The sequence below is a fragment of the Rhodococcus sp. PSBB066 genome, from assembly GCF_017068255.1.
Classification (GTDB): domain Bacteria; phylum Actinomycetota; class Actinomycetes; order Mycobacteriales; family Mycobacteriaceae; genus Rhodococcus; species Rhodococcus aetherivorans.
In genome coordinates this window covers 26,110-41,944 of record NZ_CP070860.1, presented here as the reverse complement: position 1 = coordinate 41,944, position 15,835 = coordinate 26,110, and the positions used below count along the sequence as shown (strand labels likewise).

At 67.3% G+C, this 15,835-nt stretch carries 14 protein-coding genes; 6 read left to right on the top strand and 8 right to left on the bottom strand.

From position 1 onward, the window contains the following. Positions 1–118 precede the first annotated feature (118 nt). The 4 genes from JYA75_RS28125 to JYA75_RS28110 all read right to left on the bottom strand — a co-directional run bounded on the left by JYA75_RS28125 (position 119) and on the right by JYA75_RS28110 (position 5,777). Positions 119–2,071 (bottom strand): GAF domain-containing protein, encoded by a 1,953-nt coding sequence (locus tag JYA75_RS28125; RefSeq protein WP_203330235.1) that lies wholly within the window; start codon positions 2,069–2,071, stop codon positions 119–121. Between the two features lie 484 nt (positions 2,072–2,555). Continuing rightward, on the bottom strand, positions 2,556–3,359 hold the full coding sequence (locus tag JYA75_RS28120) for a crotonase/enoyl-CoA hydratase family protein (protein ID WP_044476221.1): 804 nt from the start codon (positions 3,357–3,359) through the stop codon (positions 2,556–2,558). Positions 3,360–3,586: 227 nt separating this feature from the next. Continuing rightward, positions 3,587–4,606, bottom strand: a complete 1,020-nt coding sequence (locus JYA75_RS28115) for a hypothetical protein (protein ID WP_203330317.1) — start codon at positions 4,604–4,606, stop codon at positions 3,587–3,589. Between the two features lie 4 nt (positions 4,607–4,610). Further along, a complete protein-coding gene (locus JYA75_RS28110; protein ID WP_203330316.1) occupies positions 4,611–5,777 on the bottom strand; it encodes a site-specific integrase in 1,167 nt (388 codons plus the stop codon). Between the two features lie 1,105 nt (positions 5,778–6,882). Here JYA75_RS28110 and JYA75_RS28105 point away from each other — a divergent pair. The 5 genes from JYA75_RS28105 (at position 6,883) to JYA75_RS28085 (ending at position 11,403) form a co-directional block, all read left to right on the top strand. Then, positions 6,883–7,101, top strand: coding sequence for a hypothetical protein (locus JYA75_RS28105; RefSeq protein WP_203330315.1), 219 nt, complete (start codon positions 6,883–6,885; stop codon positions 7,099–7,101). A gap of 584 nt (positions 7,102–7,685) precedes the next feature. Continuing rightward, positions 7,686–8,249 carry a hypothetical protein gene (locus tag JYA75_RS28100; RefSeq protein ID WP_230831787.1) on the top strand — a complete coding sequence of 188 codons (564 nt, stop codon included), beginning with the start codon at positions 7,686–7,688 and terminating at the stop codon, positions 8,247–8,249. Then, positions 8,246–8,533, top strand: coding sequence for a hypothetical protein (locus JYA75_RS28095; protein WP_230831786.1), 288 nt, complete (start codon positions 8,246–8,248; stop codon positions 8,531–8,533). Before JYA75_RS28100 ends, JYA75_RS28095 begins: the two co-directional genes overlap by 4 nt. A gap of 114 nt (positions 8,534–8,647) precedes the next feature. Continuing rightward, positions 8,648–10,120 carry a hypothetical protein gene (locus JYA75_RS28090; RefSeq protein WP_017682325.1) on the top strand — a complete coding sequence of 491 codons (1,473 nt, stop codon included), beginning with the start codon at positions 8,648–8,650 and terminating at the stop codon, positions 10,118–10,120. A 212-nt stretch (positions 10,121–10,332) separates the two neighbouring features. Beyond that, positions 10,333–11,403, top strand: coding sequence for a DUF6508 domain-containing protein (locus tag JYA75_RS28085; RefSeq protein ID WP_161800556.1), 1,071 nt, complete (start codon positions 10,333–10,335; stop codon positions 11,401–11,403). A gap of 120 nt (positions 11,404–11,523) precedes the next feature. On the opposite strand, the gene JYA75_RS28080 is transcribed toward JYA75_RS28085, so the two are convergent. After that, positions 11,524–12,057, bottom strand: a complete 534-nt coding sequence (locus JYA75_RS28080; RefSeq protein ID WP_017682177.1) for a GIY-YIG nuclease family protein — start codon at positions 12,055–12,057, stop codon at positions 11,524–11,526. Between the two features lie 95 nt (positions 12,058–12,152). After that, on the bottom strand, positions 12,153–12,770 hold the full coding sequence (locus tag JYA75_RS28075; protein WP_203330314.1) for a uracil-DNA glycosylase: 618 nt from the start codon (positions 12,768–12,770) through the stop codon (positions 12,153–12,155). Between the two features lie 402 nt (positions 12,771–13,172). Here JYA75_RS28075 and JYA75_RS28070 point away from each other — a divergent pair, with 402 nt between their 5' ends. After that, positions 13,173–13,709 carry a hypothetical protein gene (locus tag JYA75_RS28070; RefSeq protein ID WP_203330313.1) on the top strand — a complete coding sequence of 179 codons (537 nt, stop codon included), beginning with the start codon at positions 13,173–13,175 and terminating at the stop codon, positions 13,707–13,709. A 99-nt stretch (positions 13,710–13,808) separates the two neighbouring features. Here JYA75_RS28070 and JYA75_RS28065 read toward each other — a convergent pair whose 3' ends face one another. Together JYA75_RS28065 and JYA75_RS28060 are read right to left on the bottom strand one after the other, a co-directional pair. Beyond that, positions 13,809–14,465, bottom strand: coding sequence for a response regulator transcription factor (locus JYA75_RS28065; protein WP_203330312.1), 657 nt, complete (start codon positions 14,463–14,465; stop codon positions 13,809–13,811). Positions 14,466–14,531: 66 nt separating this feature from the next. Further along, complete coding sequence (locus JYA75_RS28060; RefSeq protein ID WP_203330311.1) at positions 14,532–15,788, bottom strand: histidine kinase; 1,257 nt, start codon at positions 15,786–15,788, stop codon at positions 14,532–14,534. Between the last annotated feature and the right edge of the window lie 47 nt (positions 15,789–15,835).

Sequence of the window (15,835 nt, the reverse complement as noted above, 5' to 3'; positions counted from 1 at the left end):
CCCACCTCAGGATTCTCGAACAGAGCGTCACAATGCCCGCACTCCACATTGCAGATCCTGCTGGCGTGCTCGATGAAGCGCGGGCCGAGTCGTCACGGGACCGCCTAACATAGGGTTGCTATTCCGCACCCAGGTCCGGATCGTCGGCCTCAGTCTCACTACTGGCTTCGGCGAGATCATCTGTCATGGGTTGGACGGATATCGGCGGAAGCAGTCCATTCAACCGCAAGATCAGAAGTGCGAGCTGCGCGGTCAGCTGGGCATGTGCATCGGTTGCGACGTCGAGGCCGGTCAGCTGCTCGATCCTGGCAGTGCGGTAGCGAATGGTGTTAGCGTGCACGCCGAGAAGTCTCGCGGCGCGTCGAACGTTCCACCCGGCATCCAAGAAGACGCTGAGCGTGGTCAGCAATTCCCGGGTCTTGGCGCTGTCCGACGCCAACAGTGGGCCAAGTGCGTCATGCGCATAGCGCAAGGCATCAGTCGGGTCGGTTGAGGACAAGAGCAGGCGGCCGGCGCCTAGTTCGTCCACTGTGAGAAATTGATTGCCCGGAATACCCAGATGGTGGTGCATACACGACAGGACCTGACGGGCTTCGTTGTAGGCCCGGGCGTCCTCCCCCGGGGCATGGACCACGGTGGAGATGGCAACATTCAGTGCACCCTCGGAGGGGATGTCGGTGAGCGCTGCACGGACTCGGTTCGTGGCCCAGGCGACGCCACGGCGATGATCGGCACTTTCCGGAAGCTCGAGAATCAGGGCAATGTCGTTCCCGGATGGCGCAGCCATCACCGCCGACGGCGATTCACGATCGGTCAGTCGTTTGGCCAGCATCTGGGGTGAGATTTGCAGGGCCGTGTCCTTCTGCCGCGCGGCAACCAGACATACGACGCGGGGAACGTCCAGACGCAGGCCCAATACCTCGGCCCGCTCCTCGAGTGCCGCGACCGACTCATCGCCACGTAGCAAACTTCCTGTGAACGCCTCGATCGTGTGCCATTGGACGGTGCCGGCGCGTCGCTCACCGGATCGTTCCAGCGCGATGTTCAGCGCGGCGCGGCGTACCACGGCCTCGTCGAGCGGGCTCAATCGACGGCCGTGCTCGGCTACCACCACGTAGCCCCAGCAATCGCCGTCGAGCAGGACGGCACAGATGAGGAGACGATGATGCAGCCCGAGCCACGGAAGCGGTTGGATCACCGTTGGTGTTCCGGGTTTCAACTGGGCGAGCGCGTCCCTTACCGGTGGAGCCTCGCGAAGATCTTTGTCCAACAATTTGGGCGTGAAGTTCTGCACCGACGGGGCCGGATAGGACAACACGCGTCGGCGGAATGCGCTGTCGTAAATCGCGCACGGTTTGCCCAGCAGGCGAGCGACCGTGTCACCGATTTCCCGCAGGTTCGACCCTTTGAGGACGATCTCCGTCAACTGCTCTTCCAGACTGGCGGCTTGCCGCAGTTGCTCGACCTGGGTGGCCACGGTCGACAGACTCGAGCGCAGGCGGGTGGTCAGCTGTGTCAGCCGGATCGCCGTGGCGCCCAGATCCGCGAATGCGACAGCGAGTTCCTGATCGGCCGCGCTGAACTCGATAGGGGTGTTTTCGCTGTCGAGGTAGACGACCCCGATGACCTCATCGCGAAGGACCATCGGAACACCGAGGACGGAGCGGGCGTTCCACCGGCGCATCGCGGATTTGATCGGTCGCGGGTCCGACAGGGTGTTCAACAGGGCCACGGGTCGGCGAGTGGAGAGGATCTCCCGAGTAAAACTGTCCTGTATCGTGCCGCTGACCAGCTGTTTGACTTGGGCGTCGATATTGGTCGGGGCATGCGCCGCCCGACCATGCAGGAGCCCGGTCTCCTTGTCCACAAGATGAATGCTGCAGCGATCGGCTCCGGTCAACAGGGACAGCTTTTCGGCGATGAGATGCAATACGGCATCAAGATCGCGGCCCTCGGACAGGGCTTCGGCCACCTCACGGAATGCGGTGCACGCCCGGATATCGTCGCGATACGAACCGGGTGCCGTGCCAGCCGGCCCGTGGTTCCCGGGCAAGGGGACTGCAGTGCTCACGCAATTCTCCGTCGATCTGGGACCCACCTAGGCCACCGTCATGTGAAACCGGACACATGACCAATGTCATGGTTGGGCATGTGGAGGTTCGATGTCAAATTACCCCGGAGCACATCTGGCAGGACGCCGACGCGGGGCCTGCTTGAGGCTCGACCGGCCTGATCGAGTCGCTGAGCTGAGAGCCTTGTTCAACCGATCGCTTTGAGCGAGGGAACCTCCGGTTGGGTGGTGCGAGAAGATGGGTGTGGACGGACCCGCGGCGGTTGCGTCGCCGCCAATTTTCGATCTTGCTGAAATCTCGTCTTTCCGGATGAGGAGATCCTCCCTCAGAGCGCGGGCGTAACAGCGCATCTTCCGATTCAGCCCCGACCTGGTCTGGTTGTTGCCGGCGAGGACCACAAGCGCCCCGCCCTCACCTGTACCATGTGGAACGGCATCGTATGGCCCTACGCCTGAGGTGTCGGTGGCTCCCCGTGCCAGGGCGTCAGTCCGGATCGGTGAAACACGGAGCCCGCTTGGCGACACCCGCTGTGACGGCCTCGACCTGATTCGGCGTTCCGTAGAGATCGCTTTGGAGCTCTGTTTCCAGCGCGAGTGCCGCGGCGGCGTCGGTGCCGGCCCAGGTTTCGTTGTACAGGCGCTTGGCCGCGCGGACCGCGTCCGGCGACCTCTCGGCAAGCTGATTCGCTAAGATCAACGCGGATGCGAGCGGGTCTTGTGCCGTACGAGTGACCAGACCGAGGGCATCCGCCTCCACGCCGGAGAGCACGCGGCCGGTGAAAGTAAGTTCCTTGGCGACGTCGATGCCGACCAGCCCGGGCAGTGACTGCGTGATCGCCATGTCTGGCACGAGCCCCCACTTGACCTCCATGACGGAGAGCTTCGCGTCGGGTGCGGCGATACGGATGTCGGCGCCCAGTGCGATCTGCAGGCCACCTCCGAAGCAGTTCCCGGTGATGGCGGCGATCACCGGCGCAGGGATAAGTGACCAGTCGTAGGCTGCGCGCTGGGCGAAATTAGCCTCGCGGCCAGGCTCTCGGACCAGTAGCGCATCGATCCCTGTAGAGCCAGCCAGAAAGCTCGGAATGTCCAGACCCGAGCAGAAGCTCTTACCCTCGCCATGGAGCACGACCGCTCGAACGTGTCGGTTGGCGGCCAGCTCGTCAGCGGCCTCCAGCAATCCCTCGAACATCGCATAATCCAACGCGTTGTGCTTGTCGCTACGGACCATGGTGACCGTCGCGACACCGTTATCCCCTACCCGGACACGAACCCTGCCTTCACCCATGCGGTGGAATCTAGCCGTCCGACCAAATTGCCTCCCCCGACCAGAGGTAAATTCCTAGACGGTATTCCAAATCGTGCCCCGAATTCGTCGCCATCTGGCCCCAGGAGATTCTGGCGCACCTCTTCGGCGGATCGTCCCGAACCGTAGAGCCATACTTGGGCCGTCGACCGGCACCCACCCCTCAAGTGCGGCGCCGGTCAACGTCGGACAGCGTCAACTCGGCCTTCTTACAGCTCCTCCAGCACGGTGAGCAGTTCCTCGAGCAGGGCGTCGGTGCGGGCTTCGATGGCGTCGAAGACGTCGGCGAGACCGTGCAGACTCTCGCGGGCACTGCGCCGCGCGGCCACACCGCGTTCGTAGTAGTGCGGATCGAGCTCGATCTCGGTGTCGAGCCGGACGTGCGGGTCGTCGCCCCGGTTCCTCTGTTTGCGCGGGGGCAGTGGGGTACGCGCCCGTACCCGGCCGGCCAGGTGGTCGCGCACGATCGAGGCAATGGACTGTGCTGTCATCGGCTGCGGCATCAGCGGCAGATGCCCCCAGCGGTCGATCGGGGACAACAAAGGTTGGCGGGCCTGCCGGTCGGTGAGCGCGACCTGGTCCACCTCGATCGGGTCGGTCAGGTGCTGGGCGAGCAGGTCGGTGTTCGGGCAGGCGTCGAGGAACGCCAGGACCTCGGCCCACCTGTAGTACACCGCCACCGCCGGGCTCTCGGCGGCGGCGGACTCCGGTGGCAGACAGAACCGTTCGTCGCCGTCGGTGGTGACGACGAGGGTGCCGGCGTCGAGATGGATGTCGCCGCGGCGCAGCCGGGCCAGCTGCGCGAACGGCATCCCGGTGGCGGCGAGGGTCAGCAGGAGCGCGTCGCGGCGGCCGAACAGCCCGCTCGGCCAGCCGGTGACCGGTAGCTGGGCGGCTTTGTGCAGTAGGAGCGGGGCGAGCCGGTCGAGGCGGGCGGCGCGGGCGGTGTCGAGGCGGCGGCGGACGGTTTCGCTGCGGCCGGGTGGTGGGTGGCCGTGGTGGGTGTGGACGGTGTTGATCGCCGAGACCCGCCGCCGCTGCGTGGCGGGCGCGGCGGGATGCTCGTGGAGGAACAGCGCGAGCGCCTCGGGAGCGGCGGGCAGCGGGGGCTGGTCGGTGGCGGTGCACCAGTCGGCGAAGAGCGTCCAGTCGTGCCGATAGCGTGCCGGTATCGGCAGACCAGGTTCTGTGTCACCGGATTCGTTGCATCGCTTCGTGACTGTACTCATCGTTCTACAAACCCAAATTCGTGACAGCGTTGCCCAAGAGGGGTGCGTGTTCACGGGCGTAGACCTCGAGCATGGCGGGGGTGGTGTGTCCGGTCTGGCGCATGATCGCGTGTGCGGAGGCGCCGTTGCGGAAGGCTTGGGTGACGAATCCGGCGCGCAGCGAATGCCCACCGAGCTGTTGTACGAGGTCGGGGTCGTAGCCGGCGAGTTGGGCGCGGCGGCGGATCGCTGCATGGACCGCCGCCCCCGAGAGTGCCGTCTCGGAGAGGTTGCCGTTGCGGCGGATCGCCCGCAGCAACGGCGAGTCCGGCACCATGCGCGGCCGGGTCCCGCGGCACACATGCGCCGCGAACGGCTCCGCGGTGCGCAGCAGCCGGATCACTCCGGGCCGGGCGCCGGTGTCGTGGGCGGCGACCACCTGCGCCCACCGCAGCCACGCACACGGCGGACAACTGGTGTGGCTGTGGGTGAACGGCAGGGCCCGGACGGTGCCGCGGCCCTCCTGGTCGGTCTTCGAGCGGCGGAGTTTGATGTGCAGGCCGTCGAGCCGGTGCAGGCTGATGTCGCTGCAGGTGAGGGCGACGAGTTCGCTGCGGCGGAACGCCCCAGCGAAGCCGAGCAGCAGGATCGCGGTGTCGCGGCGTTCGACCACCTCGTCCGCCCAGCCCTGACAGTTGGCGCGGGCCTTGTCGACGATGGCGAGGATGTCGGCGGTGAGCAGCGGGGCCCGTGAGCTGCGGGGCCGGTGGCCGGTGGTGGCGTAGTCGCGGCGGATCCCGGACATCGCCTGGCGGACCAGGTCGTCGCCGGTCGGGCTGGGGTGTCCGCTCTGGCGGTGGTGGTGGGCGATCGCGGCGAGGCGGTGGGCGAGGGTGGCCGGGGCGTAGGCCCGCTCCCCTGCCTCGGTGACGGTGTCGGCGCAGGCGACCAGGTAGGCGGCGACGGTGACCGGATGCGCCGGCACCGCGACATGGCCTTCGCGCGCGCACCAGGTGGTGAAGGCCCGCCACGCCGAGGCGTAGGTGCGGCGGGTGCCCGCCGCCCGCGCCGCGGACACCGACTCCGCGATCCGCGCCGCCGCACCCGGGGCGAGGTCCGGCAGCGCGGGCTCCGCCGGGGCCGCGGGCACCACGATCTGCCCGTCTCCTGCGTCGTTCGTCTCGAGATCCACGGTCGGGAACGGTACCGGACGGCGCCGACACCGTTGTCCTCGCTCAATCTATCTGACGCAGAACGCGTTACCTGAGCTGCGATGCGACAACTTGGTTGGACGGCCGCAGGATCGAATCGTCCAAGTTAGTTGTCGCACATCGTCGAATCAGCCCACCGTTTCGGCGGGTCGTGTCCGGGCACCGGGACGATGCCTGATGTACCGCGTGAGCAGCGAATCGAACACGCCGGCTGGGACTGCGCCGTCGGTCACGGACTCCTCGATGAGATCTCCGATCGCATCCTGTTGACCGGGTGACTCCATCGTGAGCACCCGATTCCGCCACGCGGTGTCAGCCAAAGACGTCGTGAGCGCAACGACAATCGGGTAATCGGCTGCCCGGCAGATCGCTGCGGTCAGATACCACCGGTTGGGGTTGGGCTCGAGAACTTCCAACCGAGCGTGGACGCCCCGAACCGTGCAACCGACACCGCGTGTCGCACAGCGTGCGACAACTATCTCGGACGACGCCTTCCGGATGCGACACCTATCTCGGACATCGCACCGACAGCGTGGACAAGGACAACCGTCCCGGCGACCGAAAACACGCTCAGCTGGGGGTTTGTGGGGATAGATGCGTAAATGGGAATTTTCATACCCGACACCGCACAAACCAGGAGTGACATAGCCCCAGGTCACGAATATGCCCGATTCGATCGTTTTGTAGGTTCCGCGATTCCGTGTCGGTTTCCAGATTTGATGTCGACAGCATGGCCGGTTTCCGCGTTTCGTGCCGGTCGGCACCGCACTGGCCAGACCCTGCGAAAACACCCCTGGCCAGCGAGGATAAGTTCAGACACGTGCAGAATTCAGGTGATACTGCCGCGACGGCCCCCGCTGTGCCGACGCGCCGTTGTCCAGCTAGCAGTCAGAGTTCGGGCCACGTCTCGTCGTTGTCCTCGCGTACCCATTCGACGTCACCATCGGCATGAACATCGTCGGTGAGCCAGAGCGTTCCCTCGGGTGCCCATCCCGCGATCACCGACGCCGCGCTACCGCACACAGACCTGGGAGATTCGCTTGTGGATGCCATGAATTCCGAAGCGCTACGCGGTCGTATGGCACGATGGCGCTCGTGATCAGACAGTTCCACATCGAGGACAGAGCGCGTGGCCGGATTGTCGCCACTGGTGAGATTGATGCAAACGACCGTGTCGTCTGGGATGAGACAGAGACCAGTGTGGGAGAGGAACTCTCCGCCCTAGCAGAGCAGATCCAGCAGGACGTCGCTGCGGGGTATAACGGCGGTCAATTGCGACCCCCTCTCGAGTGGTTCGAACTGTAGAAGACCTCGTCCGCATCAACGGCTGCCCACGGCCGACCCGATGAAATCCACGTGACATCGCCGCAGGGATGCTCTGGTCGGTCACCAACCGTGCTCTTGTCCTCTACGACAGCAGACTTGAGCTGAACCGCTCGGGACTGAATCACGATCGGACCGGGTTCTGTCTGGAGGCGGTTGGGTTGTCACGGTGTCCGATACGTAGTCCGAGTTCCGGTGGGCGCTGATGTAGTGGGGTGCGCTCGCCGGCATCGTCGTGTGTGCTACTGGCCGCTGGTCTACGCGCTGCGCAGCGCGTGGGGCCCGCCCCTCATCACCGTCGCCACCATTGGTACGACCGCGTTCACGATCTGGCGCGGGGCACGCCCCGCCGCGGCAGGGTTCCCGCCGCTGTGCCGCAACCCTTGTCACCTGCGATTACACACACGGACGCAGTAGCCCTTCGTCTGATTTCTGTCAGGGTGGCCTGTCGATCTGCCCGTGGTTCGGGGTAGCACCGGATCCGAGACCGATGGTGTCGGCGGCGGCGGCCGCGGTCGCCGGCGCGGAACCGCGGTGTTGTCAGGCGTGCGTGTCAAGATCACGCCATGAACGAACAGGCGAGCCCGGTCGCGGAGTCGACAGTGGTACTGGCGATGGACTACGGACAGTTCTGTCTCGACGGTGGGCTCGGCGACATCGACAACGAGATGACCCTGCTCGACCAGGCCCAGGCGGCGCAGCCCAGCGCCGGTGACGGCACCATGCCTGTGGTGTTGTGCCCGCACCAGAACAACTTCGAGATGAGCGTGGACGTGCAGGTCTTCGACCGCCGCCCCGCGGCCGACCGCTCCCAGTGGCAGCAGGTCAGCCAAGGCCGCCTCGAGGTCGACGCCTCCGGGATGCTGAGCTTGTCGTCCCCGACCACCGAACCGGTCACCGTCGCGGTGCCGCCGGGACAGTACGTGGTCGAGGTCTCCGGCCGGGGTTTCGTCAATTACGGCTGGCCCGGTTCGACCACCCCCGGGGACGTGTGGCGCCTGCGGCTGTGGCCCGACGACGACAGCGCACTCGAACCCGCACAACTGTGGGACATGCCCGGATACGGCACCCCGGAGAACCTCCCGCCCTCGACGGCAGGACCCGGCGGCCCGGTTACGGACGAATCGTGAACCCGCGGCCGAGGCCGGCGATCATGACCGTGCTGGTGTTCACCGCATTCGGGTTGTTGTGCGGGATCGCCGGCGCCGCCGCGTTGTGGTGGTTCGCCTCGCAGCCGTTCGACTTCTACACCGCCGGCTACCAGCCGCTCGACTTCGCATCCGTCCGCATCGATTCCCCCTCCGCCTACGGGTACATGACGGCGGTGGTCCTCGGCGGGGTTGCGCTCGGAGCACTGGGCGGTGCACTCGTTCACCGGGCCGGGTGGGTTCTCACCCGGCGTGCACCGCGGTAGCGGATGCAGAAGACCACCTGTCCTCGGGCACAGCCACACCTTCAGGATTTCGAGCCCACCTCTCTCTCGCACGGTGCGTTACTGTGGCCCCCATGCTGACCATTCGTCGAAAGAATGACTCCGCCTGCTGAGTCCGGCGGCGCACTCGACCGCGCCGTGATGACCGAGCGGCTCACCACCGAGTTCGCCGACCGCATCGCGGTCTACCGCGACCTGCTCCGCCGCCTCGTCGTCACCGGCGAACCCTCCCCTCCCGATCCGGCGGCCGTCGAGACCCGCCCGGTCGAGGGGCCGTCGTTGACGACTGCGCACCTGCGGATCCACGTCCAGCACAGTTATCAGGACGCCGACGAGTTGGGATCCTTCCCACCGGGCATGGAGCCGGTCTGCCTGCGAATCCACGTGCAGGGCTACTGCGACCGGTACCCCGATCGCCGAGCGGCCGGCTCCGACCTGGTCCACGCCGTCCCCGCCACCGAAGCCGAAGCCTGGGCACGTGCCCTGCTCGGCCGACAGTGGTCGGACTACGCGTACGAAGTGATCCGCCGCCCCGACGTGGACAACCGCATGCGCACCCACATGATGTACACCCAGCCCCTCTTCGTGGTGTTCCTGACCTCGGACGGCACCCCGGTGCTGGCCCCGGACAACATCGCCTGGCACCGGGTGTGGCCGAAAGTCGTCGACGCCCGCAAACTCGAGCCGGATCCGTCGTCGAGCGCACTGCGCGCACATATCGCCCGGTTCGGCCCGTACGCCCCGACCGAAGGAATCCGCCATCCCGACACCGAACCCGACGGTGGCTGGCGACTCGAGCTCACCGGCCTGTCCCTCGACGAGCTCACCGACACCGCGGCCGCAACCGTACGCGCGCTGCGCGACGGGATCCGGGTCCGCGGCGCGATCGACAAACAGTTCCGCCCGGTGCGACTGCATGTCGAGCACGACCGCGTGGTGGTGCACTTCCGGTGGGCGCGCAACCCCAACATCTTCGCCCTGGCCATGCGTCCACCCCAGACCGGCCACGATCTTGCGGGTCCACCGTGGCACACCCCCGCCGCTGTCGCCGCCACGGTGATAGCGGGGTGGCAGGAGGAGCTGTGCACCGGCCTGCTGGTTCGCGGCACCCGACGCCGCGAAGGCCGGACCATCCACATCTCGGGTCCGCGCACACCCACAGGCCGGCAGGAGTATTGGGTCGGCACGGTCCCGCTGCACGAGCGGTCCGGGGCATGGCTCGCCCGCGCCGGCCTCGACATCGACCGCCCGCTCGGATGGAAGAACACCGGCGTTCTCGCGGCGTGGGTGCAGGCATTCGTCAACAACCGTCAGGCCCGACCGTTCGTCGGGCACGCCGCGGCCTACTGGTCGGACGAGACCACCGCCCATCTCGAGGTGCTCGACACCGTGCCCGGCACCCCCGACACCGTCACCGCGCAACTCCTACACCGCCTCACCCACATGCTCGCGGACCTCGGCGCGGAGACAATCACGACTTCTTTCGAGAACGAGCATCTCGCCGACCTCGGCTACATGAACCATCCCGAGGAGCCTGGGATGATCCTCGATGTCACCACCATGCCGTGAACACCCGGTAGAAGCGCGTGACACCCTGGCCGCGACCACCGGACCCTGACTCCGACCTTCCCCATGATGGCGAGACGGCCCCGGCGCGAACGTGTAGACCATGCTCTACCCCCTGTGGAATGCGGCCATCTATCACTGAAGCTCACAGACACAGTCGAGGCAGCACTCCCGCGTGATGTTCGAGAACGATCGATTATGGAACAGGGCGCCACATGGCACTCACCGTCGGTCTTCGGCGCCCTGGCGGCAAATTTGCGGAAGATATCGACACATGGCTGCACGATCTGCAGATATCGACAACTACCACTGCGCCGTCCAACATGATCTTTGATCATCTGTCGATGTTGATCGAACTGGGAGGCGTCGTGATCCTTGTCCACCTTGCCTCCTCATGGCCTGCTGTCGCCCGCGGAGAAGCCGACGCCGCCGATGTCACCCTCGGCAACTGGGCTGGCATCGCCGACGACAAGCTCGAGTCCCATGCCGACGCCGTCCTCGGCATCTACAAGAACGAGGTCGTCACCGCCTTCGACATCACCGGCTGGCGTCGGCTGACCGACGGAAACGACGCCGGACGGATCGCGTTCACCGGTCACCCCTCCCGCCGGTGGGAACATCTGATCGGCACTCCGAATCCGGGAACGCCATGGACGAAGGGCATGGCCCGGCCGGTCCAGTACCTCGACACCCGGATCCTGACAGTCGGGGACGTCGATGTCGACCCCCTCGACGACGGCCTGGATCGTCGCGCCGTCGTCGGCGGCTACGCCCTCACCGTCCATGCCGACGGAAACGCCACGGTCGGTGTGCCGTTCGGCAAGCATGTCACCGTCGTACCGGGCCCTCGCACCGAACAGGACTGGGAGCTGGTGGACGTGCACGACGATGCGGTGTTCCGTACCGCCTTCGACCAGGTCGCGCGCGAGGACTGGGACCAGCTCTCGGCCCTGCTCGACCGCATCGAAAACCACGACGGTCCGCTGTACGAGATCGTCGGCGGCAAGGACGATTCGGGAATCGAGCAGTGGCCGTACGCCGAGGACAGCCCCGTCATCGCGGACCTGCGCTGGCTACTTCGCCAGGCCGGGCTGATCCTGCACTTCCAGCCCGAGGGGTGGCAGCTCGATGATGCCGCCACCGCTTCGGCCGAGGACTGTGTGCGCGCGTTGTCCCGCATGGCGCGTGCCGACCACTGGAGCGAAGGTGCGTTTGCTCGGTGTTTCGAGGAACCGGATTCGGTGGGCAGGGTGGTTCTGCGGCGTGCACTCGAACTCAAAGAATGATCACGCGCGTCGCGTACCGGGGCGCGACCGTCGGATTTGTTGCCTCCGTGCCCTCCTGGATTCGTGCGCGCCGGGTGGCACACGGGGGTCGAGCGCGCTATCGGCATCCGCAGGGGTGGCTCAGGCACTGGTGTTGTAGGCGGTGCGAGCGGCGTGGACCAGATCCCGGACGGCGCCGGAGGAGGTGTGGTCGAGGTTCAGCGGCGGTGCCCACTGCCCGATGACGGCCGGTTCGACGGCGGCCGGGTGCGGGTGTTCGCACCACGACAGTCGCAGGTGGGTGTGCATCCAGGCGGTGAGCCGGGCCTCGTCCTCGGGAATGAGCACCACCCGGTCGGTGCGTTCGGTGCGGTAGTGCTGTTCGGGGAGCAGCAGGCCGGCGAGGGTGCGGCGCAGTGTGGAGCTGCCGCTGCGTCGCAGATGGTTGCTGATGATCCGGCGTCGCAGGTTCGAGGCGATCCCGACATACAGCAACCGCAGATTCTCCCCGTCGGGATGGTCCGGTCCGGGCAGCTGCGGCAGCACCGCCGGGGCGGCCCACCACGCATACAGCCCTGCCGTTTTCGGCAGTGTGGTCAGCTCGTCGAGAGTGTGGGTGGCGGTGCCCAGTGCGGTGATCGCGGCTTCCGGGTCGAGGGTGTCGAGGTCGGTCATCGGGTGTGGTCTTTCGTTTCGGGCCGGACAGGGCACGTGCCTCAGGTCGTGCAGGTCGTGCAGGTCGGGGTGGCGTGCGGTAGTCGGGCGGGGCGTCACCAGGTGAGGGAGCGGGCGATCTGCGCGATCGCCGCGTCGAAGCGTTCGCGGCCGCCGGGGGAGTTCAATCCGCGGGCCGAGCAGTGCGGGATCGTGCCGGGCAGGACGTAGAGGTCGCGGCCGATGCCGGCGCGGGCCCAGCCGTCGCGGGCCGCTGCGCCGAGCAGCAGCACCTGCTCGAGGTTCGGGCACAGCTCGACGACCTGCCGGGTCCACCGCACCGCCCGGGTGCGTTCGGCGGCGGTCGAACCACCGTTTCTGACCCCGGCCACCGGGAACGGCACCACGTTCCAGTGCACGACCTGCGACCACGGCACACCGTGGCGGGCGTAGGCCTCGCGGCAGTTGCGGGCGGTGCGATCGTCGTTGTCCAGACTCAACAGCCCGGAGCCGGTGCCCGCCTCGGCCTTGGTGGACGGATTGTCGAGCAGCACCAACACCCGCGCGTCGATGCCGCCCTGGTCGGGATCGACGTAGGGGACATGCCCGTGCGGCAGGTTCATCGACTCGGCGATCCGGTCGGCCAGATCGTTGAGCGGCTTGACGTGCGGTTCACGAATGCGGGCCATCTTCGCGGCGACCACCGCGGGGTCGGCGTTGCGTCCGTTCGGCATGCGACAGACGATGACACACCGGGCCGACAACCATTCGTCCGGAACAACGAAGATGCCCCCTCCCCTCTTGTCGGCGGGCACGAAACCCTCCGAAGCGTTCGCTGGTGGGGAGCTCCGGGGATGCGCACTGGTGGCGTGGGTTCTTCCGTTCCGCGGGTTCGCCGCACCGCCGCGCTTGCCCGTGCTCCGGGTCCACGTCCTTCGGCCCGGCATGTGCGGATGAACTTCCGGTGGTGGGTGTTTTGTCCGGTGTGCGAGCCAGTACCTTCATCAGGGTCGGGGTGGACATATCGGCGCAACAGTAGATCGCAGAGGGCGGTAATGAAGAGTCGTCGCATCGTATTGGTCGGTGCAGCAGTGTCGTGCTTGCTGGCTGGTTGCAGTGACAGCGGATCGGACCAGGTGACGACCGTGACGGTCACGGCTCCGGTGGCGGGCGGGAGCGCCGGCACCGGTTCCGGTGCCACGGTCGAGGCGATGCCTGCTGCCGAGGATCTGACCCCCCGGGGCAACGCCGTCGGCACCGTCGGCGAACCGCTCACGAGTGGTTGCGTCGGGCAGGTGTGTGACCTGACGGTGACCGTGACCGGCATCGAGGTGAATCCGGCCAATTGCGATGTCTATGGCGACGGTCAGGTCGTGGCCGTGCGCCACACGATCGTGACCGGCCCGAATCTGCCTGCTCAGGTGTGGGATCCGATGGGCACCAGTAGCTGGATGGCCGTCGACGAACACGGCACCGTGAACTCGAAGATCACCGGAGGCTGGGTGGGATGCGGCGACAGCGCGGACGAATTGATGCCCAACTCGACGTATCACCTGACCACCCCGCTCAACGTGCCCGCGACGCACACCACCTTGATCTGGCGTCCGATCAACTCCGGTAGAGATTTGATCGCTGCCCGAGGCCTCGAGTTCTCGCTCTCGCCCTCGCAATGACCCGGGCCGAACGAAACCGGGACGACCCCGCCCCCTACGGACCGAGGTGCCTCGGCCGAGCGACGATCCCTGGTCGGTAGGTGCGCCCGATTGCGGGGGTCAGGTGATCAGGCCGGCGCGGAAGGCGGCGAGGGCGGCCTCGACGCGGTTGCGGGTGCCGAGCTTGTGAAACACCGCCGAAAGGTGGGTCTTGACGGTGGTTTCGCTGAGAAACAGCCGGCCGGCGATGTCGGCGTTGGACGCCCCGGTGGCCAACACCTCCAGGACGTCACGCTCCCGCTCGGACAACACCCCTAGGGTGTCCGGGTCCGGCACCGGGGTGGCGCCCGGGCGGGCGGCGACGATCCGGCGCAGTGACTCTTCGCTGAACAAGGTGTTGCCGGCGGCGACGGCGCGCACCGACTGATGGAAGGTGTGCGGGGGTTCGTCCTTGCTCAAGAAACTGTGCGCCCCGGCTGCCACGGCCTGGACGACCAGGTCGTCGACGTCCATCGCGGTCATCGCGATCACCTTCGGCGGCCGGGGCAGGCCCATCAGCTGACGGGTGGCGTCGAGGCCGCCGACCCGGCGCATCTTCAGATCCATCAGCACCACCTGCGGCGCGTACCGGTGCACTGCGCCCGGGACTCGGTCGCCGTCGTCGACGTCGGCGATGACGGCGATGTCGTCGGTGGCGGCGAAGATGTCGCTCACACCGCGGCGGACGAAGGGGTCGTCGTCGACGACCAGGACGGTGATCGGTGCGGCGGCAGTCATGGCGGGCCCAGCGTAGACCGCGGCACGGACACCGCGGACACGGTGGGCCGCACGGTGCCCCGGCGGTCAGGCGAACCAGGGCAGCCAGCAGGACACCACGAAATCGGTGCCGTCCACCCCGGCATGAAGGGTGCCGCCGATCTGGTGGGCCTGCTCGGCCAGGCCGGTCAGGCCGGCACCGGAGCCGGTCGGCACGGCCGGCGGTCGGGTGCTGAGCCGGTTGCGGACCTCGATGCGAAGCCCGTCGGGTTCGGCACCGGTGACGGTGATCCGCACCGTCTGATCGTGGGCGTACTTCTGGGCGTTGGTCAGTGCCTCCTGCACCACCCGATAGGTCACGTGCCCGGAGACGGTGCCCACGTCCCCGGGACGCAGATCGAGGAACACGGTGGTGTGCAGCCCGGCCGCTCTAGCCGAGTGCACCAGGTCAGCGACCGCGTCGATGCCCTGATGCCCGCTCGGACGTGCGGCGCCGGCGCTCCCGCGCAGGACCCCGACGATGTGCTTGAGCTCGTCGAGCGCGTCGTGGGCGGTGCTGCGGATCATCGAGGCGGTGTTGGCGATCTTCTCCGGGTTGTCGGCGCCGCCGACCTGCAGCGCGCCGGCGAACAGCGAGATCCGGCTCAGGCCGGCGGCGAGGGTGTCGTGCATGTCGCGGGCGATGCGGGTGCGTTCTTCGGTGCGGATCATCTCGTCGTGCAGTGCCCGGGTCTGTGCGGTGGCCTGGTCGCGGCCGTGCTCGGCGGCGGCCAGCTGGGTGCGGGTGCGTTTGACCAGCGCGAGCGCGACGACAATCGCCACCAGCAGCGCCGCCGCCAGCCACGGGATCCACCACGCGAGCTCCCACATCGGTTTCGGCTGCCCCGGGTCGGGCTTCTGTTCCATGCTCAGCACGGAGTTGTCGCGGGTGCGGTGCGCGTCGTAGGTCAGCGAGATCGCACATGCGAGGTACACCGCGCCGACCGCGGCGGCCAGGCGAGGACGGTTGCGGTCGGTCTTGGCCAGCGCGTAGAGCGCGATCAGTGCGGCGGTGGCATCGGTGGACCACGCCAGCGGTCCGGCCACCGCCACGGCGAGCACCGGCCAGGGGTGCTCGTGCCGCCACACCAGGGCCGCGGCCGCCACCAGATTCACCACGAACCCGAGCGTGTAGTTCCACGCCGGCACGGTGCCCGAATCCTGCGACAGCGCGAACGCGGCCAGGGTGCAGAACGCGCTCAGCGTCACCGCGCCGGTGGTCCAGGCCCGGCGGATCCAGACGGGGCGGCGCAGGTGCCGGGTCGAGGTGGCCATCACCTCGTGCACGCTACGCAACCACCGCACCGGTCCGGGATCGGCCGAACGGACCGGACCCCGCGCCCGTCTCCGAC

Bases quoted from the DNA above. Each gene is read 5' to 3' on its own strand.
- JYA75_RS28120 (WP_044476221.1), bottom strand. From the start codon at position 3,359: ATGGGTGAAGGCAGGGTTCGTGTCCGGGTAGGGGATAACGGTGTCGCG.
- JYA75_RS28115 (WP_203330317.1), bottom strand. From the start codon at position 4,606: ATGAGTACAGTCACGAAGCGATGCAACGAATCCGGTGACACAGAACCT.
- JYA75_RS28105 (WP_203330315.1), top strand. From the start codon at position 6,883: ATGGCGCTCGTGATCAGACAGTTCCACATCGAGGACAGAGCGCGTGGC.
- JYA75_RS28100 (WP_230831787.1), top strand. From the start codon at position 7,686: ATGAACGAACAGGCGAGCCCGGTCGCGGAGTCGACAGTGGTACTGGCG.
- JYA75_RS28090 (WP_017682325.1), top strand. From the start codon at position 8,648: ATGACTCCGCCTGCTGAGTCCGGCGGCGCACTCGACCGCGCCGTGATG.
- JYA75_RS28085 (WP_161800556.1), top strand. From the start codon at position 10,333: ATGGCACTCACCGTCGGTCTTCGGCGCCCTGGCGGCAAATTTGCGGAA.
- JYA75_RS28080 (WP_017682177.1), bottom strand. From the start codon at position 12,057: ATGACCGACCTCGACACCCTCGACCCGGAAGCCGCGATCACCGCACTG.
- JYA75_RS28075 (WP_203330314.1), bottom strand. From the start codon at position 12,770: ATGCCGAACGGACGCAACGCCGACCCCGCGGTGGTCGCCGCGAAGATG.
- JYA75_RS28065 (WP_203330312.1), bottom strand. From the start codon at position 14,465: ATGACTGCCGCCGCACCGATCACCGTCCTGGTCGTCGACGACGACCCC.